Origin of the sequence: Tenacibaculum jejuense (genome assembly GCF_900198195.1) — a bacterium.
GTDB classification, from domain to species: Bacteria; Bacteroidota; Bacteroidia; order Flavobacteriales; family Flavobacteriaceae; genus Polaribacter; species Polaribacter jejuensis.
Genome location: NZ_LT899436.1, coordinates 1,106,852 through 1,131,184, shown reverse-complemented (window position 1 = coordinate 1,131,184; position 24,333 = coordinate 1,106,852). Strand labels below are relative to the sequence as shown.

Here is a 24,333-nt window from a genome sequence, read left to right as displayed (position 1 = left end):
AAAGCTATGAGAATTATATTTTGTGATGCTGTATTCGATTCTAAAACTATAGAACCAGATTATGAAGAAGAAAAAAATATAGCTGTAGACTTAGGCTTTAATTTTTCTTTAATTAGCTATGAGGCTTTAGTAGAAAATGAATTAAATACAGCGTTAAAATTCGTTCCAAATCAAGACAAAATAGAAACAGCTTTCTACAGAGGTTGGATGATAACTCCACAGCAATATGAAAATCTGTATGAAGGACTTTTAAAGAAAAATATAAAACTTATTAATGATCCAGAATCTTATAAACATTGTCATTACCTTCCGAATTCATATGACATTATAAAAACGAAAACTCCAAAATCTAATTGGACGACGGATCTCACTGATGTATCTATTTTAAAACTAGCACAAGATTTTGGCAAATCACCAATTATTGTAAAAGACTATGTAAAATCTGAAAAACATCATTGGGAAGATGCTTGTTTTATTCCTAATGCTTCCGATTCAAACAACGTTAAAACTATTGTACATAATTTTATAAAACTGCGAGGGAATACTCTAAATGAAGGCATCGTATTTAGAGCTTTTGAAGAATTAGAGTTTTTAACTGAACATTCTAAAAGTGGAATGCCTTTAACAAAAGAGTTTCGAATTTTCTTCGGGAATAAAAAGATAATTCAAGTTTTTAATTATTGGGATGAAGGCGATTATGGAACTTCAGAAATTGATTTTAATGAATTCAAAGCATTAGCTCTAAAGATTAAAAGTAGTTTTTTTACTATGGACATAGCACAAAAGAAAACTGGTGAATGGATTATCATGGAATTGGGCGACGCGCAAGTAGCAGGTTTACCAGATAATGCAAATAAAAAAGAGTTTTATTCTGCTTTAAATATGAACTTTAAAACGTAATAAAACTCTTTTAAATATTTTAAAAATAACTTTTAGTACTAAACGTAATTATTCTTCGACAGGATAAATTAATTTAGCTTCTCTTAATGTTATTTTGTTGTCTTTAATTTCTGATTTATCTATTACAAAAATTGTGCTACTTTTTGCTAATATCTCAAACACCTTGTCTAAACCAAAAGTATTAATGTAGTCTCTGTCTACAATAAAATTATTTCTTAAAAAACTTTTATGTATTGTAAACACTTTACTTTTATTGGTATTGTTAAACATATCATCAAATGAAAAAAACGCAGGACAGTTTAAAGTAAAGTCTTTTATTTTAGTATTTCTAAATGAATAATTAAACAAAGGATTTTTAAACACTTCTTTCTTTTCATTTTTTAGCAACGAATATGATTTAGTTGTTTCCACAGATTCTTCAAAAAGTACAAATAATGTATTTTTATCTGCCTCTTTGTAATCGAAAGAGGATTTACAGCAACTTAATAAAATACAAACCAGTATTATGAAAATATTTTTACCCATTTAATTACATTTTTTAGTAAAAATATTATTTGTTATTCTATATAATACTTCCATTTCACTTTGTATTTTTTTATCAAAGAGTTTTCATTCTCTACAAGTTCAATATCAGGAAATACTTTACATGGATATAATGCATTATTAGAATCAACATTTTCTTTAAGCTCTTGAAGATTATCAAATTTAATTTTACTAAAATCCTCTTTATTTAATATACTTAAACCTTTGTCTTCTCCTTTAAAAATAAAAAGTTGCCCCTCAATATAAAAATGTATCTCATTTTTACTTTTTACTTCTTTTCTGAATTTTAGTTCACTTGCTGTTTTTCCATTACCTAATTCTTTTACAAAATACTCTTTGGAATTACCTTCAAATAAGATATGCTTAGTTTGTGCAAAACTTATATTAACTATTAATACAAAAAATAAAAAAATCTGTTTCATACTTTAATCATATCATCCTAAATAATACCTCTAGTTAACTTAAAATTTGCTAATCTTCTACCCAAGCTCCAATCCAATAAACATCGTAATAATTGACTATTTTTGTATCAGAAATTTTCTCTACAATATTTATCTTTTTAAATACATGATGCTTAAATTCTCTTGCTTTGTTATACTTGTTTTTTATGTATTCTAAACTTTTAATATTTAGTTCACTCAAGTTTTTGATATCAAATGTGTCTATTTTTGAGTTTCTATTAAAAGAGAATCTCTCATCACAGATATTAAAAAGTATTCTCTTTTTTTCTTTCTCCTTTTCAAATCTGTTTACTAAATATTTTCCTTTGGAATTTTTATAGGTGGATTCACCTTCTATTGTACACTTTTTTTAATCATTTTTATCAAAAAAAAGAAAAACAATCTCTTTTTTCTCTTGCGAAAACATCATTATCGATTTTAAAAAAATAAATAATAAAATAGCTTTCTTCATCATAGACACTTTTGAAATAAAAATATGATTATCAGCTTAAAATATAGTTCGGGTTACCCACACTTTTGGTGTGGATCGCCCGTACTTTTTTATAAAAATTTAATCTCAGTATTTGAAAAAGAGTAACAACTAAAAAAAAGCGTAGTCTTTATATCAAAGATTACCAAATGAAAAATAAATTCATCCTTACTCTACTAATTAGTGTTTTATTATATCCCAGTATTGGGCATACATGTAGTATGTATAAAATAACTAAAAACGGAAAGACATTTGTTGGTAATAACGAAGATTTTCTAAGTCCGAATAATCAATTTTGGTTTGAGAACGCTGGAGATAAAAAGTTTGGCGTCATGTACATGGGTAGAATTAATAATTTTGCTCAAGGTGCTATAAATGAAGCAGGTTTAGTATTTGATGGCTTTGCAAATTCAGAATTACCTATTACAAATACCGAAGGAAAAACTAAAGTATCAATTGTTAAAGCCATTAGAAATATCATGCAAACTATGGCCAATGTTGAAGAAGTTAAAGAATACTTAGAAACTATCGATTTAAGCTTTCTTTCTAGCAGTATGTTAGTTTTTGTAGATCAATCTGGAACATATTTAATAGTTGAAGGCGAATTATTAATTATAGGAGATGATGAAGAAAAATCATTTTCAAACTTTTACTATTCTCAAATAAAGTCTGTTGAAGAAGTTGATATTCCTAGGTTTCAGAAAGGTTTACAATTTTTAAAAACAACAGAAGGTAAAGCTAGTTTAGATTATTGTAGTCGAGTTATGAATCATATGAAAACTGAAAGTTCAGAAGTTACTGCCACACAGTTTTCGACAATTTATGATTTAACTTCACTTAAAATTAGAGTTTATTTATACACAGATTTTAGTGAATATGTAGAAATAGATTTGAAAAAGGAATTAAAAAAAGGACATCATAAAACAATGATGATTGACTTATTTAAGAAGAATAAAGAATCGATAGCTTATAAACATTATACCCAATATAATGACACTAAAAATCCTGTTTTATTCCTTCAAGAAAAAATGAATCCTGAACAATATTCTGAAGAAGAATTAAAAAACAAGGGATTAAATTGGGGAATAAATGTTATAGGATATGAATGGTTAAAAGACAAAAAAGATCCTGAAACAGCTATTAAAATTTTTAACTACGGAATTTCATTAATGCCTAATGACTTTGATCTTTATGATAGTTTAGGCGAGGCTTATTTTGATAAAAAAGATTGGAATACATCCATAAAAAATTACGCGAAATCGTTAAGCTTAAATCCGAATAATGATAATGCGATTAAAAAAATCATGGAATGTAAATCGCAAAGAGATCAGCTAAATAAGAATCGCTAAAATAACTTGAACAATATTTATTGGAATACAAAAAGACCTGTGATATTATAAAAACTTCACAGGTCTTTCAGTATTTTAGTTTTACAGTTGTATTACTTTTCGAACTCTACCTCGACATTTAAGTAATCTGGATTTTTACTTAAATCAGCAACACTTACATTAAATTCTATTCCTTTAAAACTAGATAAAATTCGAACATCTTCGTTACTTACATTCTTTATTTTGTGAGGAAAAATATACCTTACTTTAAACTTAATTAAACTTGCGAAAGGATTATTATCACCAGAATTTTTCTTGATCTCTTTTGTTGCCTCCTCAGATAATTTAGAAACGAATTTTTTACCTGAATACTCAATATTTAACATATCAGTAATCGCTGGGAATTTATCATCTTCCTTTTCTTCTGCCTCATCTTCTTTTTCTTTCTTCATTTTTCCTTTGCTCCCCATTTTGACAAACTTATCAAGGTCGGCTAGCCTCATTTTTTTTCCAACAGACTTTAAATCTTCTAAATCATCAAAATCATAATCAATTCTAACTATTGCTTTATTAATAGCTGTATCTGCCTCAATAGTGACTTTTAAATCTTCTAACTCTTTTAATTTCTTTTGCTCTTCTGCTGGAAGTTTAGCTATACTATCTTTCTTCTCTTCTAAAATTTTAGAAAAATCGATAACCGTATCTTTTAGTTCATTCTCTTTCTTTTTTTTGTTACTCGGCATTCCTGCTGTCATTTCTAACATGGCAGACATATCCATAATCATACTGTATTTTCCGCCTCCATCTTTATTGAATTTTGTTTCCCATTCAACTTCACAACTCGTTAAAAATGCTAGAGTTAAGGCAATTACTAATGAATAAGCAATTCTTTTCATAATTTAAGTTTGAGTTAATTAGTCTCAAAACTAACATATTAAATTCTTTTAACACGAAAGAATTTAAATTTCTTGATAATTGTCAAGATATTCTTCAATTACGAACTATAATTTTACTGTAGCTTATATAATTACACTTAAAGTACCGTAACTATGACAATTGCTCAAAAATTAGATCAATTTTATACTGAAAATAATTTAGCAGAAAACGGTGGTGAAAATGAAGATTTTTTCTCACTTCATTTTAAATATTTTTCTCTAAAGCTACCTAATTCTGACTTCAGAAAAAAGATTGTTTATATACACGATATTCAGCATATTTTATTTGATTGTGATACAACTTGGAAAGGTGAAGCTTATATCGCTGGTTGGGAAATTGCTACTGGAATGTGGAAACACTTTTCTATTGGAATTATGAGTATTTGGGCAATGGGATTTAGTTTTTTAATTCATCCTAAAGAAGTTATTAATGGTTATAAAAAAGGATTAAAATACTATGGCTTAATTGATCAAAATGTCTCTAAAGAAAGTATCATGAATCTATCTCTTGACCATGTAAATAAATTACTCTTGAAAGACAAACCTTCTGATTTCAGCAAAACAAAGCTAATAATTTGGTTAACTATTGCTTTATTTTTCTTTTTTGGACCTTTTATATTACTTATTGCTTTAAGTACAATCTTTTTAGTTTATTAATCTATTGTGCATTTAAAAACTTAAACAATTCTAAATTGTCAGTTCGAGTGCTTTTGAGGTACGAAAAAGTATATCGAGAACTATCTTTAAGTTAAAAATCTTTTCTCGATATAGTTTTTCTTCATTTCAATAAATCATCCGAATTGACAGAATTTTACTCCAAATACACAATAGATTTTTTAATATTCTCTTTTATGATCGGTTTCTGTACAGTACCATTTATCTTGTTTGAAAATTTTCATTTTATAAGAACCTGTTCCTTCTTGGAAACCTTGCGCTATACGTAAAAGAATAGTATTGTCTTCTACTTTGATTTCTGATATTCGTTCACTCATACCTTCATCATGAACAAATACTTTTGCAACCAACTTATCCCCTACTTTTTCAGGCTTATGATACAATACTTCGTATCTATTCCCTGTTTTTAAAAAGATATCACTATAATCATCACAACCTGTAAGTCCATCTTCGTCTGAAGCTTCCATTGTGTAATTTTCACCTAATACTAAAGCTACTTTTTTAGTCTCGGACAGTTTAACTTCTTCTGTTGAAGATATTGAGATGATATTTTTTCCAAATAAGATAAAATGTTCTCTAGCTAAAATGACCTCTACATAATTTGCCCATTCACAATACTTTTGATTCGACAGTAAAGGACGTTTATATTTTGTTTTTTTAACTACATAAACTTCACTGATACCATCTACAGTAATATCACTTGTGTGTTTTAACTTTTGATTAAAAACCTTATATGTTCCAGGTAAGATTAATCCTTTTTTTCGATTCTTCTCAAACACAACTGGTGCTACCTTTATCAATCTTTGTCGATCTAATTCGTGTATTTCTTTTAAATAACCATCAAATATAAAAGCTTTCTTTTCAGAATATTCATCTAATGCAACTTCAACCCATTCGCCTTCTACTTCTTTTCCTTGATCGTAAATTGTCTTTTTTAACCCAGTTTTTCCAACCACATGAACTTCTTTTCCGTAGGGAAACTTTCCTAATACTTTTCCATCTGGTTTATCTCTATATATAAGTCCGTTTGCTGCTGAAGTATATTTATAATAATTTTCTTGCTCTACTTTATGAGAACTATTAACATCATAATGATCTGAACTTATAACTTCGCCATAAATTAATTTATCATCGGCTAAGGAAATAATACTTTCTTGTTTTAAAGATTCATCAATTAGACCTAATTCATTAGGTTTAACTTGACTTGTATATATTTTTGGAGCTGCTTCGAATTGGATATTTTTTATTGCATCTTTTTCTGGAAACACACAGTAGTCTTTCTTTATTTTATCTTTTAAAATAAGTTGCTTACCATCATTTTTGTAGTACATGATAATCGATCTCTTAAAGGATTTATCTGTTGCACTAAAAAAACTTAAAAATGCAACACCATCTAATAGATCATCTTCATTGAAATCGAAAATTAATACTTCCTTTTTTTTAATGACTAATTCACCTCTAGACAAAAACTTTGAATCGAATTCTTTTTCTATTTCTTTATTTATTTGTGTTTTAAGTTTAGTTGTAACATCTGTATTTAAACTTAAATTCACATTAGTATTAGCTTCTTTCGTTTTACAGTTTACAGCTAAAATCATGAAAATGATCACTAATGTAGTTTTCCAAAATAATTTCATCAGTATAATTTTAATTCAAATGTAATTGAACTGACTACAAATTCTTTTAAAAAATGTATATCTGCTTTCTTTACATCAATTTTTGTAGTTATAACTCAAAAAAAAGCATTTTATTCTTTTGTTTTAATTTCTATAGGTAATTCGTACTGAGTAGTAACAGGAATCCCTCGTTTTGTTGCCGGGAGTAAATTTGGCATTTGAGTTATTATAGAATCTAATATTTGAGGTAATTCAGGTAATTTTTCTTCTATAACTTCTGAAGTATGAATATCGCTGATTTCCATCTTACCTGTATTTCCAATCACCAAAACAACAGTAACCGTTTCATTTATTTCATCGTGAGTAGATATATTAAATGATTGTAATGCTTTAGTAAACTTTTGTCTGATATTAGCTCGAAAACAATTTGTTTTATCGTTATCTAAAAGTGTTTCGCATTCTTTGAAAGCCGGAGAAACATCAACGGTAGAAAAATCGACAATAGTATCGTTTAAAACACCATTATTTTTTTTACCACCAGATATGTATTCACAAGAAATACAACACAACATGATCGCAAAAAAAATAATGGTTCTAAAAATCACTCGTTAAGAATTTTAGAGTGAAAATAGGAAAAAATAGCTATTCTATTTCTTCTCCTTTTAAGAAATACTCTTTTTTTATCTCTTTTAATCTACTTTTGATATAATTATCTGCAATCGTATCTTTTCCTGTAAATCTTTCTTGGTATCTTTTATAGAGTTTATAACCTATCTTTTTGTCTTTATAATACAAATCTGATTGTTTTGCTAAGCCAAAGAGAGCTTTATAGTTTTTATAGTTTTCATCTACAGCATCTTTATAAGCTTCTAATACTTTTTGGGGCTTTTTCATTTCTGTAAAAACATTAGCTAATCCCATGTAAGCTCGGTCTCTCTTTCTTTTTCCTCTACTAGTACCGCTTAAATAATGAAACATAGCTTTTCTTGTTTCTTTTCTAATCATAGCAATATCCCCAAGATAAATTGAACTTTTAAAATCTTCATCATCTAAATGACTTGCTAATTTGAAATGTTTTTCAGCTTCATCGTAGTTTTCAAGATTAAAATAACATCTACCTAACATAATATGAGTATAACGTTCGTTTGGTTGAACACTATCGATATGATTTAATAAAGCTATACTTTTATCATACTTTTTCTTAGCAAAGAATCGATTAATTTTAAGTCGATTTAAATCAATATGATCTGGACGTAATTTCAATCCTTTATTTACAAAAAGCATTGCAGAATCTCTATCTTTAATTGTTGTAAAACCTTTGGCTAATTTTTCAATTGATTTAAAATGCGAATTATCTAATTTATATGCTATTAAATAATTATCTATTCGCTTAAAAATTTTCTTATACTGAGGCATAGTTAATGCCAATTGGTAATAATAATTAGGATTTTCACCATCTTTTTTGATTAAATCTTTGAAAATAGTTTTGGCTTTTTCATACTTTCTTAATTGTAAGTATCTTTTTCCTAAAGTATATTTTGCTATTAAATTATCTGGATCTTTTTCACAGATTTCCTCGTAAAGAGTTACGACTTCTTTTATTCTTTTTTCTTTTAAAAGCGATTTTCCTAACTTAATTTTAGTCTTATAATCTTCTTTTATCGTTAAAGCTTTTTTGTAATGTAATATTGCTTTATTGTGATCATCTAAAACATCGAATAGTTTTGCCATTCTAGTTTCTTTCTCGAATGATGATGGTAAACTTTTTAGTTTTTGTAATGCAATTTTATATCTACCTAATTCTATTAAATTATCTATTGTTTCAAAAGCTGAAGTCTGTGCTTCAGCTTTTGTAAATAGCATAACAATTAAAACAATTAAAACTCTCTTTCCCATGTATTATTAATATTTTTCTAAATGTAAAGTACTTTATTCGTTTCCTAACCAACTAATTAAATTCAGTAGTAATTTATGATTTTCTGAAGCTTCTGATGCATTCATTCCTACTTTAAAACGATTTCTTCCAGCGAGCTGAGCTGTAAACATCGCTGCTTCTCCAAAAACAGCAATTCTACCTCTTCCTACATTCATAATAGCCCCTTGTGATAATTCTTTTGCCGGAAAACGTTTGGTATTTTTATTGAATCGCCACATGGTATCTGGTAAAAAAACAGTTTGTTTTTCGGTAGTTTTTAAAATTGAAATTGCTTTGTTTGGAATTTGAAATGCTTGACCGGTAAAAGTTCTTATGGAATTTACTTTTTTAAATCTTACTGTTCCTTTAGTTAAATCGTGATTTGCTAACATCTTATTTTCTTTATTAAAATCGAAAATACCTCTCATATCTTCATCCAATAAGAAACTGTCATAAAAATGAAATCCGAATGTTTTACCTAATTCTTCACTTGCCCCAGCAAAAGGCATATGATCTGCAATTAGAAACAAAGCTCCTCCTTTTTTAACCCAATCTTTAATTGTATTTATTTCTTCTTTGCTAAAAGCACTAGGTGTTGGAATTACAAACGGTCCTCTAGCGTTTTCATGCAATGCATTTGAAATAACTAACAATTTAATATTTGCTAATGACTTTTTAGAAAACTTCTCTGTAAAGGATTCTACTTTATATCCTGATTTTCTTAAAACATTAGCAAAAGGATAAAAACGATTATTTATTGTATGAAAATTATTATGTGCTTCATCTACATATATAATAACATTTCTCTTTTCTTTAACAATATTTGGTACATACAAACTATCGGGAACTTGTTGAGAAAACAGATAACAACTATAAAAACAAAACAGTAACGTTTTAAACAACTTCATTTTATTGTACATTGAATGTAATTGGTAAAACGTAACCTACATTTACAACTTTATTATCTTTTTCTCCAGGTTTCATTTGTGGAAGATTTTTTGCTAATTGCTCTGCATGTGATTTTAAATCTGGATGTGGTGCCCTTACTTCAATATCTTCAATATTTCCTGTCTTAGTAATTTTAAATTTTACAAAAATTCTTTGTTTTCCTTTTCTTAAATTCAAATTATCTGCTAGCGAAACATCAAAATTTTCTTTTACATAATCAGTCATACTTTTGGAAAAACAATCTTTATCTCCATCTGAACAACCTGGAAAAGTTGGAAAAACATCTAATTCAATCATTGGAACCATATCTCCTTGTTTTCTTTCATATTTTCCTAATTCAGATTTATTTATAAAAAGTGAGAATGCGACTACTTTTCTATTATTCAATCCTTCAAAAATTTTTAGTTGTACAGTGCTATTATCTTTAAACTTTTCTGTCATTGCTAAAAACTCTTCTTTTTCTTCCTCAGTCAATTCTTCTAATGAATATTCTTTCGTGTTAGGTAATTTGTCGCCCATGTAAAAATCCATATAACTTTGTCGATCTGTTTCTACAGGTTTTTTATCTAAGCTTGTGAATATTTTCTGAGTTTCTAAAACTGGTGAAATAGATATACTTTCTTTTTCTGAACAAGCAGTATAAAACAACATACTTATTAAAACAGGTATTAAAACTAAATACTTTAATTGCTTACTTTGTTTTGATCTACTTTTCGTCATCATAGCTATTCTCTTTTTTATTAATGAATTTTTATAAAATTGATTGACAAACGACATCTCTTGTACCTGAAAAACTTCAGATAATAGATTATTGATATAGTTGCCTTGATTTGCAGTTTTACTTACAATTTCATCTGACAGAAACTCATGAACTAATGTGATTCTTTTTTGATAGATTCTTACCATAGGATTAAACCACATTACGATTTTTAAAATTTCGAAAAAGAGTAAATCTAAAGAGTGCTTTTGATTGATATGCACCAACTCATGTGCTATTATTTTTTCTGTTTTTTCATCAGAAATTTTTTCTCCTAAGAATATAAAATTGAAAAATGAAAAAGCTTTTGTGGTATTTGGTATCAAAACCAAACTGTAACCTTCTTTTTTAACTACATTATTCTTATAAACTAAGTTGAAAAGTTGCGTTATTTTGATTAAAAAAACAATTAAGAACACCAGTAACCCTCCCAAAAAAATAAAATCTAAATAATTGATTGACTGGTACCATTGCTGCTTCTCTATTACCTTCTCTGGTGATAAAATTATTTCTGGTAATAAAACTAAATACTCTTCTGTTATCGTTTCTTTTACAGTTGTAATTTTAATTAACGGTAATAAAAAAGATAAGAGTATCGTGCCTATTAAATACCATCTATTTTTAGAAAAAAAAGTTTCTTTACTAAGAGCGAAATCGTAAATAACCAAAAATAAAACTTGGAATAAAATTACTTGAATGATGTATGTAAGCATGATTATTGGTCTTTTAGAAATAAATTAATCTCTTTGATTTTTTTTAAACTTTACCGGTAAAACATAAGATACTTTTACTGGTTTCCCTCTATATTCTGCCGGATTTATTGGAGGCCAGCTTTTTATAAATTTTATCAGTCCTTTTCTTATTCTTGGATCTTTAGTTCTTATTCTAATATTTTCTATTTTCCCTTCTTTATTAATATGAAAATATGCATAGGTTTGTTCATCTTCTTTTTTATACATATTTCCAAAAGGACTCCAATCCATTTTATACCTCATAAGGTATGTGATGTGATTATCAAAAGCTTCTTTGCCAAATCCTTTACCTATGAATGAAGGAAATTTATCTACTTGAGACAACGGGAATAGTTCTTTAACATCCTCTTGAATTACTTCTTCTTTTGCTGCATTCGTAACTACCTCAGTTTTTTCTGATCTATCTGCAGTTATTTGTGTTTTATTTTCTGCTAATAATTCTTCAGTTGTAACTTCTTGTTTTTGCGTTGCTACAACTTCAACTACGGGTTTTTCTTCAATAACTAGGGTATCTTTTTTTATAATATTCTCTTTAATTTCTTTAGTTTCCTTTTTAATATTGCTACGCTTATTATTTTTTTTCTTAGAAATTAATTTAGGAGTATTCTGCTTTTGAGGTGAGGTTTGATCTTTGGTTTTATTTCTTTCCTCAAATTTCTCCTTTTCTACTAATCTCTCATCTTCTTTTCCTGTTATTTCATTATTCAGGAGTAATTCTTCTTTCAATAAATCTTCTAAAACAGATAAATTCTCTTGAGCTCTTACACATACGGTGTAAAATAGCATACTAAATAATGTAGGTATTATTAGTAAATATTTAAGTTGTTTTATTTTTCTTGACTCTTTCTTTGTGATCATATGGATTCTCTTTTTTATTAATGAATGTTTCGCAAACTGATTTACAAACACAATGTTTTCTACCTGAAAAACATCTGACAGTAAACTATTGATATAACTTGATCTCTCTTTTGTTTTACTTACAATATCATCGGATATAAACTCATGAACTAATGTTATTCTTTTTTGATATAACCAAACCAAAGGATTAAACCACATGACTATCTTTAACAGTTCAAAAAACAACAAGTCTATAGAATGTTTTTGCTTAATATGTACCAACTCATGAGCTATGATATTCTCTTTGTTTTCTGTAGTAATTTGATCTCCTAAAAAAATAAAATTGAAAAAAGAAAAAGCTTTTGTAGAACTTGGTAATAACACAAGTGTAAATTGCTTTTTTTTATGTTTAGAATTTCGAATTAGTAAGCTTGCAATTTTACTTAACTTTAATAGAAAAAGAAGAGTAAACACAAAAATTCCTGAATAGAAAATAATACTTGTATAATTTAAAGATTCTGTAATAATTGAAGTTTCTTGTTGTTCAATAATTATCTCTGGTGATAATGTGAGCTCTGGTAAGAAATCTGAATACTCCTTTTCTACAGTTTGTTGAAAAGTCGGTATCTTAATTATTGGTAATACAAAAGATAATAGTGCAGAACCTATTAAATACCATCTATTTTTAGAAAAGAAAGTTTCTTTACTTAGTACGAAATCGTAAACAATTAAGAACAATGTTTGAAACATTATAACTTGTAAAATGTAAGTACTCATCGTTATTCCTTTTTATTCTTATCTACCTCTTTTAAAATACTCTCTAATTCTTTAAGATCCATTTTATTTTCTTTCATAAAAAATGAAACTAGACTCTTAAATGACCCTCCAAAATATCCATTCATTAACTTGTGTATACTCTGGTTACTGTAGTCTTCTTTTTTTACAAGCGGATAATAAACGTAACCTCTTCCTTTAGCTTTATGATCTACAAATTCTTTTGTCTCTAAAATTCTTATAATTGTAGAAACAGTATTATAAGCTGGTTTTGGCTCTGGTAACTGTTCTATAACTTCTTTAACAGAAGCAACTTCTAACTCCCACAAAACTTGCATTATTTGTTCTTCTGCTTTTGTTAATTGTTTACTCATAATTCTTATATTTTATTTTGCCACACTGTGCAAATTGATTTCCTCTTTTTAAGTTAATTGATAACTCATTAATGTGATTTTTCAGTAATGTAACATAAGCCGATTTTACTTCATTACTTACTTTTTCATTCTTTACGTTAACTAAAATATGATTTACTTTACCTTCTTTATTAAAATAAATTTTATTGAATATAGTAACCGATGGATCTTTTACTCCCCACGAAAAATTATTCTCTTGTAAAATTGAACTCACTTTTGTGTGATACTCTTTCCATGAATTTATTATAGCTTTATATTCTTCTTCAGTTGTATTATTAGGATTCAATAAATTTTTATAGGATTTATCTAATTCTTGATTTTTAAATTTTTCAAAATTTATTTTATCATGTACTCCTACTACTCTATTTAAACTGTTTTCACAAGCAATAAAAAGAGCTATTACACTCAATAAAAACACAATTCACTTCATATCAACTTTTTATTTAACCTCTACAAATATAACTAAAAAATTAGTTTAAACTAATTTTTTAGTTATAAAGTAACATTTCATCGATACTATCGTCATATGTATTGATGGATATTTTATTAACTCTTTTAGGATTGATTTTTATTTGTTTAGGAATAATTGGTTCCTTTTTACCCGTACTACCTGGTCCTGTAACTGGTTGGGTCGGATTATTACTTTTACATTTAACTAGAGCGATTCCTCAGAATTGGACATTCCTTGGTATCACATTATTTGTGGCATTAGCTATCTTTATTTTAGATTATTTTATACCTGCATTAGGCACCAAAAAATTTGGTGGGTCTAAATATGGGGCTTATGGAACAACTATAGGATTAATTGTAGGTTTACTATCTCCTATTCCATTTGGAATTTTAATCGGAGCTTTTAGTGGTGCGTTTTTAGGCGAAGTAGTTTTTGATGGAAAAGATACTAATAAAGCTTTAAAAGCATCATTCGGTGCATTTTTAGGCTTCTTAGCTTCAACAGGAATTAAATTTATAGCTGCATCAATTTTCTTTGTCTTGTTTTTTGTGAAATTATGGGAATATAGAGCTGCAATTTTTACATTTTAGTACAAATAAAAAAAGCAACCCGTTTCAGGGAAGCTTTCCATTGGTTAACAAAACCTTGGCAATTTCTTGCCGAACAACACAACTAAACGCTGCTTTTAAAACAAAACAGCCTGCAAATATATATACTTTTAAATTACCCACCAAAAAATATTTTAAAAAAACTTTTTTTATCTAAAAAAGGAAATTGTTTAATACTACAATTGATTGTATCTTTGCGCCTTTAATTTCAATTACATAAAACGAATATCAATGCAATTATCAGAACAAGAAATTGTACGTAGAGAGAAGCTAGCTAAATTACGAGAGCTAGGTATTAATCCATATCCAGCCGATTTATTCCCATTAGATTCTAATTCTAAGGAAATTAAAGAGAAATTTGAAGAAGGTAAAAAGGTGGTTATCGCTGGACGTTTAATGTCTCGTCGTATTCAAGGAAAGGCTTCTTTTGCTGAATTGCAAGATAGTAACGGAAGAATTCAAGTATATTTTAACCGTGACGAAATTTGTACTGGAGAAGACAAAACTTTATATAATGAAGTTTATAAAAAGTTACTAGATATTGGTGACTTTGTAGGAATTGAAGGAGAGTTATTTAAAACTCAAGTAGGTGAAACTACTGTAATGGTTAAAGATTTTAAATTATTAAGTAAAGCTTTAAAACCTTTACCATTACCTAAAGTTGATGCAGAAGGAAATACTTACGACGGATTTACAGATCCAGAAATGCGTTATCGTCAACGTTATGCAGATTTAGCTGTTAATCCACATGTAAAAGAAGTATTTGTAAAGAGAACTAAACTTTTTAATGCTATGCGTCAGTTTTTTAACGATGCTGGTTATTTTGAAGTAGAAACTCCAATTTTACAACCAATTCCTGGTGGTGCAGCTGCAAGACCATTTATTACACATCATAACTCTTTAGACATTCCATTATACATGAGAATTGCTAACGAGTTATATTTGAAACGATTGATTGTTGGTGGTTTCGACGGTGTTTATGAATTCTCTAAAAACTTCCGTAACGAAGGAATGGATAGAACTCACAATCCTGAATTTACAGCAATGGAAATTTATGTAGCCTACAAAGACTACAACTGGATGATGGAGTTTACTGAAAAATTATTAGAGCATTGTGCTATTGCAGTAAACGGAACTACGAAAGCTACTTTTGGAGAACATGATGTAGATTTTAAAGCTCCTTATGCACGTGTTACTATGGCAGATTCTATCAAACATTTTACTGGTTTCGATATTAATGGTAAGTCTGAAGAAGAATTATTTGAAGCTGCTAAAGGAATGGGAATTGAGGTTGATAAAACCATGGGTAAAGGAAAATTAATTGATGAAATTTTTGGTGAAAAATGTGAAGGAAATTACATTCAACCTACTTTCATTACAGATTATCCTAAAGAAATGTCTCCTTTATGTAAAGAGCATAGAGATAACCCTGAATTAACTGAGCGTTTCGAATTAATGGTTTGTGGTAAAGAAATCGCAAATGCATATTCTGAGTTAAATGACCCTATCGATCAACGTGAACGTTTTGAAGAGCAATTAAAGCTTTCTGAAAAAGGTGATGACGAAGCTATGTTTATTGATCAAGATTTTATTCGTGCTTTAGAATATGGTATGCCTCCTACTTCAGGACTTGGAATTGGAATGGATCGTTTAATTATGTATTTAACTAACAATCCATCTATTCAAGAAGTTTTATTCTTCCCACAAATGAAACCTGAGAAGAAAGCTCCAACAGTAGCTTTAAATGATGATGAAAAAGCAGTATTAGCGTTATTAGAAAAAGCGGATAAAATAGCGTTAAATGATTTAAAAGCTCAATCTGGATTAAGCAATAAAAAATGGGATAAAACTATTAAAAGTTTAACAAAAAATAATCTAGCAAAAGTTGAAAAAACTGAAGAAGGTTTATTTGTAAACTTAGTTTAAACCCACTTTAACATACATAATTTTATTAAAACAGTTCTTGTCAGAACTGTTTTTTATTTACCAGTACATATTAAATTTACGTAATCAAAATGTAAACTATTTTAAAAAAACATTAAGAAGTTTAAACTTAAAATTTCGCTCAAAAAAACTAATATATTTGCCGACCCAATCCCCAAATTAGTCTATTTTGAAAACAAAATTCTCTATTCTTCTATTGTTATTTTCTGTGTTAATATATGCTCAAAAAACTGAAACCTGTGATACGCCAGAAGATGATCCGCTTTTAGATTTAAATAGTATTACTAAATGTACTATTGAGAAAAGTGATGATAAGAAAAAAAACAAAAAAGTATCATTCCAAGTTACTTCAAGACGCAGGATCAAAAGAAAAAAAGATTTAGTTAAAGGTGTAAACAACAACTTTTCAAAGAAGATTTCAGAAGTTAAAAAAAACACGCAAATTGTAAACAGTCTAACTATAAAAAAAGTAGATAATGGTACTGCAATCTCTTTCTTTAATGTAGATGAAATTCCTTTATTTAAATCTTGTGAAGATATTGCTATAATGAAACAAAACAAGTGTTTCAAAAGTGAAATTACAGAACATATCAAAAACAATTTTCAATACCCTAACCGATCGTACAACAAAGGAATTCAGGGTAGAGTTTTAGTTAATTTCATTATCAATAAAGAAGGAAATATTGAAATTTCAAATACACTTTTCCCATACAAAGGAGAAGAACTAAGAGACGAAGCAAACAGAATTGTAAATAAATTACCAACGTTTATTCCAGGAAAGCAAAGTGGAGTTAAAGTTAATGTTCAATACACTTTAAAAATAATGTTTGATATTCCTGGAGTTAAAAAAACAAATATTAGAAATAAAACTAAAACTATAAATCTTGACGAAGTTTACACTTTTGATGAACTTCAAAGAACTCCTACATTTAAAGAATGTTTCTCTAGTTTCGATGATTCTTTTGATTGCTTTGCTAATGAATTAAAAAAACATGTGATTAAAAATTTTGCTTATCCTGTAGAAGCACTTGATAATAATATAGAAGGAGTAGTTTATGTTTCTTTTATAATTAATTCAGAAGGAGATGTAGTAAACATAAAAGCAAAAGGTCCGAATGATGGTAAAGTTCTAGAAACCGCTGCTAAAAGGTTAGTTGAAAAACTTCCAAAACTAAAGGCTGGATATAAAGACAATAAAAGAGTAAATACAAAATATCAATTCCCCATTGAATTTTATTTAAATGATTAAAACTTACTATATGATGGATATTAAAAGAGCAATCAAATTAATTTGATTGCTCTTTTTTTTCTGGAAAATTGTGTAAGAAACACTCTCAAAAAATATTTGAAGCTTTTCGATCATTATTTGTGGTCTGGCAATAAATAAATGAGAACAATGATTTTAAAATAAAAGAGTAATTTAATATCGAAATAATCCACATAATAAATTACAAAATGAAATTACGGTTTTATAATATAATTATTCTTTTAATTAGCTTGTCTTGCTCAAAAGATGAAGTTATTAATGTTGATCAAGGAGATGAAGATAACAATGTACCAGATGAAATTGTAAATACTACACCTTGTAACTTTACACTAAAAAATGTAGCCCCTAATACCAAACTTACAATTAATTGTGTCTTAGATTTAAAAGGAGAAACAGTAAACCTTCCTTCTGGTGTTGAATTAGTTTTTGATAAAGGACAAATTATTAATGGTGTTGTTAATTTCGAATCTAATGGTAGTATTGACGGAGATTTATTAAACCTATCGTTAAGCATTACAGGAGATGCAAAACTAAGTAACGAAAACTTTAACTTTTTTGGCGATCGCTGGGAAATGAAAGAAGGTACTGTTACCAACGAAGTAGCACTAGAAAATAGAAAGAATTTACAAAAAGCTATTGATCTTACCAGTGCTTTAGGGGCTACTAAATTTTCTGTAGAAAAAATAGACGTGTATTTTAAAATTACACCAATTGATGAAACTCAACCTTATGGAAATACTATAGAGCATACCATTCTTTTACCATCTAACTTTCATTTAAGTTTACATGAAGAAACTGTGTTTAGAGTACAACCTAATGCATTTCCTTGGTATAGTTTAATGACCATCGATAAAAAAGAAAATGTTAAGATTTCTGGAGGTAATTTTATAGGAGATCGATACGAACATGATTATGTTCCTTTTTTCGACAGGCATGGTCTTAAAAGAAGCACGCACGAATGGGGTGTATTACTATTAGTTCGGGGTTCAGAAAATATTAATATTGATAATATCACCTTAAAATCTTCTATTGCCGATGGATTAATTACAGGATCGGAAGGACATAGAATTTATCCTGAAACAGTTTGGAATAAAAAGGTAAGTCTTACCAACAGTATTGTTTCTGATAATAGAAGAAATAATATTAGTATTACTGATGGTGAAGATATTTTAATTGAAGGTAATGAAATTTTAGACGCTGGAATAGGAGAAACCCTTAAGGATAATGATGGAAATACTATATACTCGTCTGCAGGAGTAGCTCCTAGGTTTGGATTAGATGTTGAACCTTTTGTTGGTTATGATGATTTTTCTTTTGAATCTAGAAAGACATACGAATGGGTAGAAAATGTAATTATCAGAAATAACATTTTTAAAGGTAATGAAGCTGGTAGTATAATTGTTTATACAGGTGATAATGTTTTAATTGATGGTAATTTTTCTGATCATGTTATTGCACAAAACAATACTTCTGGTTCTAAAATCATCAATAATACCTTAGAAGCAAGAGATGATGTAAGGGGAAGAATAGGGATTTCCACTAGTGATTACAGAAAATTTATTGATTTTGACGGAGGTACTTTAAAGCAATATGCAACTGGAAATGATGTTAAAAATAATACCATAAGAAATTTTTTTGGAGGCTATAATATAAGAGGAAATAATGCTGAAGTATCTGGAAATACAGTTGAAGGCGCTACAGTTTGTTTACTGATAAATAAAGCTGAAAACATTAAAGTACATGATAACACTTATACATCTGGTGCCATAGCCTCTAAAGCAATTCGTTTAACGGATTATGCTAACAACATCGAAATTTATAACGAAAAATTCACATTATCGAATGGTTTTTATTTAGAATCTATTGATTTTAATATGCCTAATGATGATTTTCATTTGAATGTAGATAACTTCAAAGTTACCATAAGAGAAAGCGAATTCAACTCTTTTAGAGGACCAACTATAAAGAATTCAAGAGGTGTAGAAATCTTAAAAAACAAAATATATAGTACAACTCTACTGAAAAATGTAACCGATATTAAATTTAATAATAATACTTCAGAAGTTATTAACCTTACTTATCATGGTATAAGTTTAGAAAACACTTCTAACTCAGAAATTAAAAACAATCATTTTACTGTAAAAAAGAATGTTTTTGAAGGCATATTTCAAGTTGACTCTAGTGTAAATACGAATAATATCATTGTTAATAATACTGTTGAATTTAAAGAATTATAATAATGGATAAAATAAATATCAATTTTAAACTATATCTAGTACTTCTTATAACATGCTTTTCATGCTCAAAAGATGAAGTTATTAATGTTGGTCAAGAAGGAGAAGATGGAAATACACCAGACGAAGTTATTAATACTCAACCATGTGATTTTAAATTAACTAATCTTTCTTCAAACTCAAAAAAAACAATAGACTGTACTTTAGATTTACAAGGAGAAACAGTCTCTATTCCAGATGGAGTAGAATTGGTTTTTAATAAAGGTAAAATTATCAACGGAAAATTAAACTTTACATCTAATGGAATAATTGATAGTCGATTATTAACCAGTTCTGTTAGTATTTCTGGTGATGTGAGTTTAAAGAATAACTATTTTAACTTTCTACCAGATAACTGGAACATTATTCAAGGAAAAGTATCCGACGAAATTGCAAATACCAATAAAGAGAACTTACAGAAAGTAATAGATTTATCAAAAGATTTAGGCGCTACTACTTTCGTTATTGATAAACTTGACGCTTATTTTAAAATCGGTATTGAGCAAGGTGGTAGAGGATTAGACAAAGACGCTATTCACTTACCTTCAGATTTCCATCTAAAAATGACAAATGATACTTTTTTAAGAGTTCAACCTTTTAAGATTCCTTGGGGTGTATTAATTTCTGTTTTTGAAAAAAACAATGTCACAATAACTGGAGGTAATTTAATTGGTGATCGATTTGAACATGATTACAGTCCATATAAAGATGCACATGGTATATCAAGAGATACACACGAGTGGCCAACTTTAATTACCATAGCAGGTTCAGAAAATATTCAAGTGAATCGCACCAACTTGAAAGCTTCTACGGGAGACTGTATAGTTATTGGAGCTGTTGGTGATGAAGGAAGTAGAACTAACCCTAATGCGTTATGGAATAAAAAAATTAGTATTGAAAACTGTGTAATTGATGAAGGTAGAAGAAATAACATTAGTATAACAGATGGAGAAGATATTACCATTAAAAACAACCAAATCAAAAATACTGGTTTAGGTGAAGTTTTACGTGATGACAACGGAAATATTATTTACAATTCCTCAGGAACAAACCCTAAATATGGAATAGATATTGAGCCTTATATTGAATACAGTAGCTTTAATTTCGATTCCGCTATTAAATATGAATGGGTAGAAAATGTTTCCATAGATAATAATACATTCACTAACAATCAAAATGGTAGTATCATTGTTTTTACTGGTGATAAAGTTAATATTAATGGAAATGTATCTGATCATTCTATAGCTCAAAGACATACAAGAAGAAGCTCTATTACCAATAATACTATAGAAGCTAGAGACAATGTAAAAGGTACTAGAATAGGAATACAAACTAGTGATTTTAGACTTTATACCGATTTTGTTGGAGGTAATCTACAGCAGTATGCCATAGAAAATCATGTTGGTAATAATACAGTAAAAGGATTTGCTACAGGTATGAAAGTTTTTGGAGGTAGAGCTAATATTAGTCAAAACAAAGTAATTGATTGTAAGGTAGGTTTGATTATTGAAAAAGCTGAAGATGTTGAAGTTTTTGATAATACTTATACGAGCATAGAACCTAATAGTGCAGGTATTATTTTTGGTGTTTACAGTAATAACATCAAAATTCATGACGAAAAAGTTGATGTAGAAGGTCGATTTTTATTCGTTAATGGATTTAATAGACCTATACCAAACTTAACTAATGATTTTTCATCGTACACTACAGAAATTTCTAGATGTGTATTAAACGGAAAAAAAACATCTCGTATTTTTAATGCTGTCGGAATAAGTCTTATAAATAATACGATAAATACAGGTTTAGAGATCATAAAAAGTGATCGAATTAAGTTTAATCAAAATACGATTGATGCAAAAAATGTTACTGGTGTAATTGTAGATGAGTCTATCAATTCTACAATAATTAATAATAATTTTACATTGACAGATTCTTATGAATTAATCGAAATGAAGAATATACCTTCGGGTGCAAACAATACTGTTAGTGGAAATACAAGAAACTAAATCTTTATTTTTAAGATAAAATAAAAGAGCAATCAATTTATATCGATTGCTCTTTTTCTTTTGGGGATTTAGTTCAAATTTACCTAATGAAATATTTTTAATTCTTTTATTCCTACCAATCCAAAATCGTTTGGTCCTTTTGCTTTTTTCCCTTTTACAGATTGCAAATAACAACCTGCTTTAAAATAATTTTCTTTAGCAGCTGCTTTTTTAGAAGTGAAAATTGTTTTTACTCTTGATCCACTACTATTTAATTCGTAAAGTTTTACTACACTGTTTTGATAAGTAAGCTCATAGTATAATTCTTCTCCTATTCTAATTTTCCCAACAGACTTACCTCCTCCTTCTAATACCTCAGTTACATAACCATTTATTCTTAAAGTAATTTCTCCTGAAGTTTGAAAAGGGTCTCCTTGACATTGAACACGTATTACATCATCAAACTTATCTGTTTTATCGTGTATTTGACCAAAGCAAACTTTACCTGATTGTGGTAAACGGTCTACTTTTACTTTCCAGATCATTCTGTGTTCTTTACTAGTAGTTCCATCCCAATAAATATTTGCATTTCCGTTAGTTGTTAGTTCTCTTAATTCAGATCTTGGGTTACCAGAACCACTCGAAGTTGGATTTCCTGGATAAGCCTTAAAGTAAGTCCAAGTTCCATCTGTGTAAAACCATTCTGGATTACTGAATGTCTGTAAATTTGGGGTTTTATCTACATAAGTTAGCCCATTATTAGAAGCCCCTAATTGAAATGTTCCTGAATAGCCATTAAGCTTCCAATTTTTTAAACCTCCAAGTATTGAAGCAGGTGAACTTCCTGGTGTCGGATTTGGATCTGGGTTTGATTGATCTTCTTTAATTTCTAACCAGTTAATATTCCATCCACCATCTGTAGCCAATAAACGTAATGTTTGTATTCCTTTATTCAAACGGATTGTCTTTTTTGTTGTAATCCAATTTTGCCAACCGTTTGTTGTTGCCTTACTAATACCTGCTAGTCTGTTTCCGTTACTAATTACATCAAATCGAATAGTTTTATTTAGTGATGCTACTCTAAATTCAAAATTATAATCTTTCGTTTCAGGCACATCAATTTCATACTCTAAATAATCACCTGCATCTATATAACCAACATTTAAACCTCCGCCAGTATCACTTGTAGCCTCAGTTTGAGTTCCTTTTTGTGATGTAAAATCTTCAGCTTGAATTCTAGAAGGAACTTGAATAACAGCTGTTGAACCATTTGATGTCGTTGTTAAAATTTCTATCTCAGTAATACTATTCCAATCATTACTAGAATTACCAAAACCTCTAATTCTTAAAAATCTTCCTTCTGTATCTGGTAATTCGTAAAACTCAAAACCGTTAGAATTACCTGATGAACCATTTGATTTTCTATTTAAAATAGTGGTTAGCGACGATGTTGAGTTACCAACTGCAACTTGAAAAAAAGTTTTTCTTTGGTTTCCTTTAAACCAAGCTATTCTAATTGCATCTATTTTTCTTATTTTTCCTAAATCGTAGGTAATATATTTCCCAGTTCTTCCTTTTGATGACCATCTAGTATTCAGGTTACCATCTAATGTATTTGATGGAATATTTCCATCATCACCGTTTGCAGAGACTGAAATTTCATTTACATCTATTATTTTATTTTTTAAAGACTGATGCTGCTCTTCAACATTGATACCAAGATCATTTAGTTCCATTGAATTATCTGTACATGACAGAAAAATTAAAAATGCCAGCATAGTGTAATACTTATGCTTACTGTTTAAAGTAATGAGGGTTTTCATTTTTTTTGAGTTAAAGGGTTGTAAGTTTTTGAATTTTCAAATTGGTTTACCAATCTGGAAAACCAAAAATACAATTATTTTTGACAATTCCTTAAAAAACAGTAATTAAAAAATCAATTAATTAAGAATTACATGAAAAAAGACCACAAATATTAAGTATTACATCTTAGCAAGAAAAAGCACAAAATGTAATTAAAAGCTTCATTTCTTTTTTCACAATTCTTTATTATTAATTCGTTTACTTGATAAAAGCTATATAATATACAATTGACTTCTATGAAATCTTTCTGTATCTTACATATCTATTAATCAAAATCTTATATGATGTTAAAAAACATTTCAAATTTAGGCACTGTGTTAAACAAGTCTGAACAACAATTTATTAATGGAGCAAAACGTCAAGCTCCTTGTCATTTCTCAGCAACTCATGATTGTGATGAAGGTCCTGCATCTGAGTATTGTAAAAGGAATCCTAACAATCCTTTTTGTAAACAATAACTTTATTGAAAAACCACGATCTCCATCGTGGTTTGTTCCTTTTCTCTCCTACTTCTTCAATTCTTTATTTTTAGTCTTTAAGTGTTTACTTTATATAGTAGTTCTACAATAGTATCGAGATCATTATAAGTCGAGTTTACAAATTCGTATTTTGAATAATT

The 24,333-nt window shown here is 28.4% G+C and carries 22 protein-coding genes; 9 read left to right on the top strand and 13 right to left on the bottom strand.

What is annotated here, in order from left to right:
• The first annotated feature begins 6 nt into the window (after positions 1 to 6).
• Entirely contained in the window at positions 7 to 900 is an 894-nt protein-coding gene (locus AQ1685_RS05240; RefSeq protein ID WP_095070083.1) for an ATP-grasp domain-containing protein, read from the top strand.
• Positions 901 to 948: 48 nt separating this feature from the next.
• Here the strand turns inward: AQ1685_RS05240 and AQ1685_RS05235 are convergent, their stop codons facing one another.
• Genes AQ1685_RS05235 through AQ1685_RS05225 form a run of 3 tightly spaced genes read right to left on the bottom strand, consistent with a single transcriptional unit; the run spans position 949 to position 2,085 of the window.
• The gene (locus tag AQ1685_RS05235) at positions 949 to 1,425 is read right to left on the bottom strand and encodes a hypothetical protein (protein ID WP_095070081.1); all 477 of its coding nucleotides are present in this window, start codon (positions 1,423 to 1,425) and stop codon (positions 949 to 951) included.
• Between the two features lie 32 nt (positions 1,426 to 1,457).
• On the bottom strand, positions 1,458 to 1,865 hold the full coding sequence (locus AQ1685_RS05230) for a hypothetical protein (protein WP_095070080.1): 408 nt from the start codon (positions 1,863 to 1,865) through the stop codon (positions 1,458 to 1,460).
• 49 nt (positions 1,866 to 1,914) lie between these two features.
• On the bottom strand, positions 1,915 to 2,085 hold the full coding sequence (locus tag AQ1685_RS05225) for a hypothetical protein (protein WP_157730115.1): 171 nt from the start codon (positions 2,083 to 2,085) through the stop codon (positions 1,915 to 1,917).
• A 437-nt stretch (positions 2,086 to 2,522) separates the two neighbouring features.
• Here AQ1685_RS05225 and AQ1685_RS05220 point away from each other — a divergent pair, with 437 nt between their 5' ends.
• Complete coding sequence (locus tag AQ1685_RS05220) at positions 2,523 to 3,722, top strand: hypothetical protein (RefSeq protein ID WP_095070079.1); 1,200 nt, start codon at positions 2,523 to 2,525, stop codon at positions 3,720 to 3,722.
• A gap of 92 nt (positions 3,723 to 3,814) precedes the next feature.
• Here AQ1685_RS05220 and AQ1685_RS05215 read toward each other — a convergent pair whose 3' ends face one another.
• Positions 3,815 to 4,597 (bottom strand): hypothetical protein, encoded by a 783-nt coding sequence (locus tag AQ1685_RS05215; protein ID WP_095070078.1) that lies wholly within the window; start codon positions 4,595 to 4,597, stop codon positions 3,815 to 3,817.
• Between the two features lie 153 nt (positions 4,598 to 4,750).
• On the opposite strand from AQ1685_RS05215, the gene AQ1685_RS05210 reads away from it, so the two are divergent.
• Entirely contained in the window at positions 4,751 to 5,293 is a 543-nt protein-coding gene (locus AQ1685_RS05210) for a hypothetical protein (RefSeq protein ID WP_095070076.1), read from the top strand.
• A 179-nt stretch (positions 5,294 to 5,472) separates the two neighbouring features.
• Here the strand turns inward: AQ1685_RS05210 and AQ1685_RS05205 are convergent, their stop codons facing one another.
• The 8 genes from AQ1685_RS05205 to AQ1685_RS05170 all read right to left on the bottom strand — a co-directional run bounded on the left by AQ1685_RS05205 (position 5,473) and on the right by AQ1685_RS05170 (position 13,732).
• Positions 5,473 to 6,948, bottom strand: a complete 1,476-nt coding sequence (locus AQ1685_RS05205; protein WP_095070075.1) for an SH3 domain-containing protein — start codon at positions 6,946 to 6,948, stop codon at positions 5,473 to 5,475.
• Between the two features lie 110 nt (positions 6,949 to 7,058).
• Positions 7,059 to 7,532 (bottom strand): hypothetical protein, encoded by a 474-nt coding sequence (locus AQ1685_RS05200; RefSeq protein WP_157730114.1) that lies wholly within the window; start codon positions 7,530 to 7,532, stop codon positions 7,059 to 7,061.
• Between the two features lie 37 nt (positions 7,533 to 7,569).
• Positions 7,570 to 8,823 carry a tetratricopeptide repeat protein gene (locus AQ1685_RS05195; RefSeq protein WP_095070072.1) on the bottom strand — a complete coding sequence of 418 codons (1,254 nt, stop codon included), beginning with the start codon at positions 8,821 to 8,823 and terminating at the stop codon, positions 7,570 to 7,572.
• Between the two features lie 33 nt (positions 8,824 to 8,856).
• The gene (locus tag AQ1685_RS05190; RefSeq protein ID WP_157730113.1) at positions 8,857 to 9,750 is read right to left on the bottom strand and encodes a DUF4350 domain-containing protein; all 894 of its coding nucleotides are present in this window, start codon (positions 9,748 to 9,750) and stop codon (positions 8,857 to 8,859) included.
• Between the two features lies 1 nt (position 9,751).
• Entirely contained in the window at positions 9,752 to 11,260 is a 1,509-nt protein-coding gene (locus AQ1685_RS05185) for a M56 family metallopeptidase (RefSeq protein ID WP_231970252.1), read from the bottom strand.
• Positions 11,261 to 11,284: 24 nt separating this feature from the next.
• Entirely contained in the window at positions 11,285 to 12,913 is a 1,629-nt protein-coding gene (locus AQ1685_RS05180) for a M56 family metallopeptidase (protein ID WP_095070069.1), read from the bottom strand.
• Positions 12,914 to 12,915: 2 nt separating this feature from the next.
• Positions 12,916 to 13,284 (bottom strand): BlaI/MecI/CopY family transcriptional regulator, encoded by a 369-nt coding sequence (locus AQ1685_RS05175; protein ID WP_095070068.1) that lies wholly within the window; start codon positions 13,282 to 13,284, stop codon positions 12,916 to 12,918.
• The gene (locus AQ1685_RS05170) at positions 13,277 to 13,732 is read right to left on the bottom strand and encodes a hypothetical protein (protein WP_157730112.1); all 456 of its coding nucleotides are present in this window, start codon (positions 13,730 to 13,732) and stop codon (positions 13,277 to 13,279) included. The genes AQ1685_RS05175 and AQ1685_RS05170 overlap by 8 nt, the downstream gene beginning before the upstream one ends.
• Positions 13,733 to 13,857: 125 nt before the next feature.
• Between AQ1685_RS05170 and AQ1685_RS05165 the strand changes: the two genes are divergently transcribed.
• The 5 genes from AQ1685_RS05165 to AQ1685_RS05145 all read left to right on the top strand — a co-directional run bounded on the left by AQ1685_RS05165 (position 13,858) and on the right by AQ1685_RS05145 (position 21,872).
• Positions 13,858 to 14,364 carry a DUF456 domain-containing protein gene (locus AQ1685_RS05165; protein ID WP_095070064.1) on the top strand — a complete coding sequence of 169 codons (507 nt, stop codon included), beginning with the start codon at positions 13,858 to 13,860 and terminating at the stop codon, positions 14,362 to 14,364.
• A gap of 249 nt (positions 14,365 to 14,613) precedes the next feature.
• Positions 14,614 to 16,308 (top strand): lysine--tRNA ligase, encoded by a 1,695-nt coding sequence (gene lysS, locus AQ1685_RS05160; protein ID WP_095070062.1) that lies wholly within the window; start codon positions 14,614 to 14,616, stop codon positions 16,306 to 16,308.
• A 187-nt stretch (positions 16,309 to 16,495) separates the two neighbouring features.
• Positions 16,496 to 17,575: an energy transducer TonB gene (locus AQ1685_RS05155; protein WP_157730111.1), complete on the top strand. Its 1,080-nt coding sequence runs from the start codon at positions 16,496 to 16,498 to the stop codon at positions 17,573 to 17,575.
• Positions 17,576 to 17,781: 206 nt separating this feature from the next.
• Positions 17,782 to 19,830, top strand: coding sequence for a right-handed parallel beta-helix repeat-containing protein (locus AQ1685_RS05150; RefSeq protein WP_157730110.1), 2,049 nt, complete (start codon positions 17,782 to 17,784; stop codon positions 19,828 to 19,830).
• A gap of 2 nt (positions 19,831 to 19,832) precedes the next feature.
• Positions 19,833 to 21,872, top strand: coding sequence for a right-handed parallel beta-helix repeat-containing protein (locus tag AQ1685_RS05145; RefSeq protein ID WP_095070054.1), 2,040 nt, complete (start codon positions 19,833 to 19,835; stop codon positions 21,870 to 21,872).
• A gap of 83 nt (positions 21,873 to 21,955) precedes the next feature.
• On the opposite strand, the gene AQ1685_RS05140 is transcribed toward AQ1685_RS05145, so the two are convergent.
• Positions 21,956 to 23,674: a polysaccharide lyase family 7 protein gene (locus AQ1685_RS05140; protein ID WP_095070053.1), complete on the bottom strand. Its 1,719-nt coding sequence runs from the start codon at positions 23,672 to 23,674 to the stop codon at positions 21,956 to 21,958.
• Between the two features lie 324 nt (positions 23,675 to 23,998).
• On the opposite strand from AQ1685_RS05140, the gene AQ1685_RS05135 reads away from it, so the two are divergent.
• The gene (locus AQ1685_RS05135; RefSeq protein WP_157730109.1) at positions 23,999 to 24,172 is read left to right on the top strand and encodes a hypothetical protein; all 174 of its coding nucleotides are present in this window, start codon (positions 23,999 to 24,001) and stop codon (positions 24,170 to 24,172) included.
• The last annotated feature ends 161 nt before the right edge of the window (positions 24,173 to 24,333 follow it).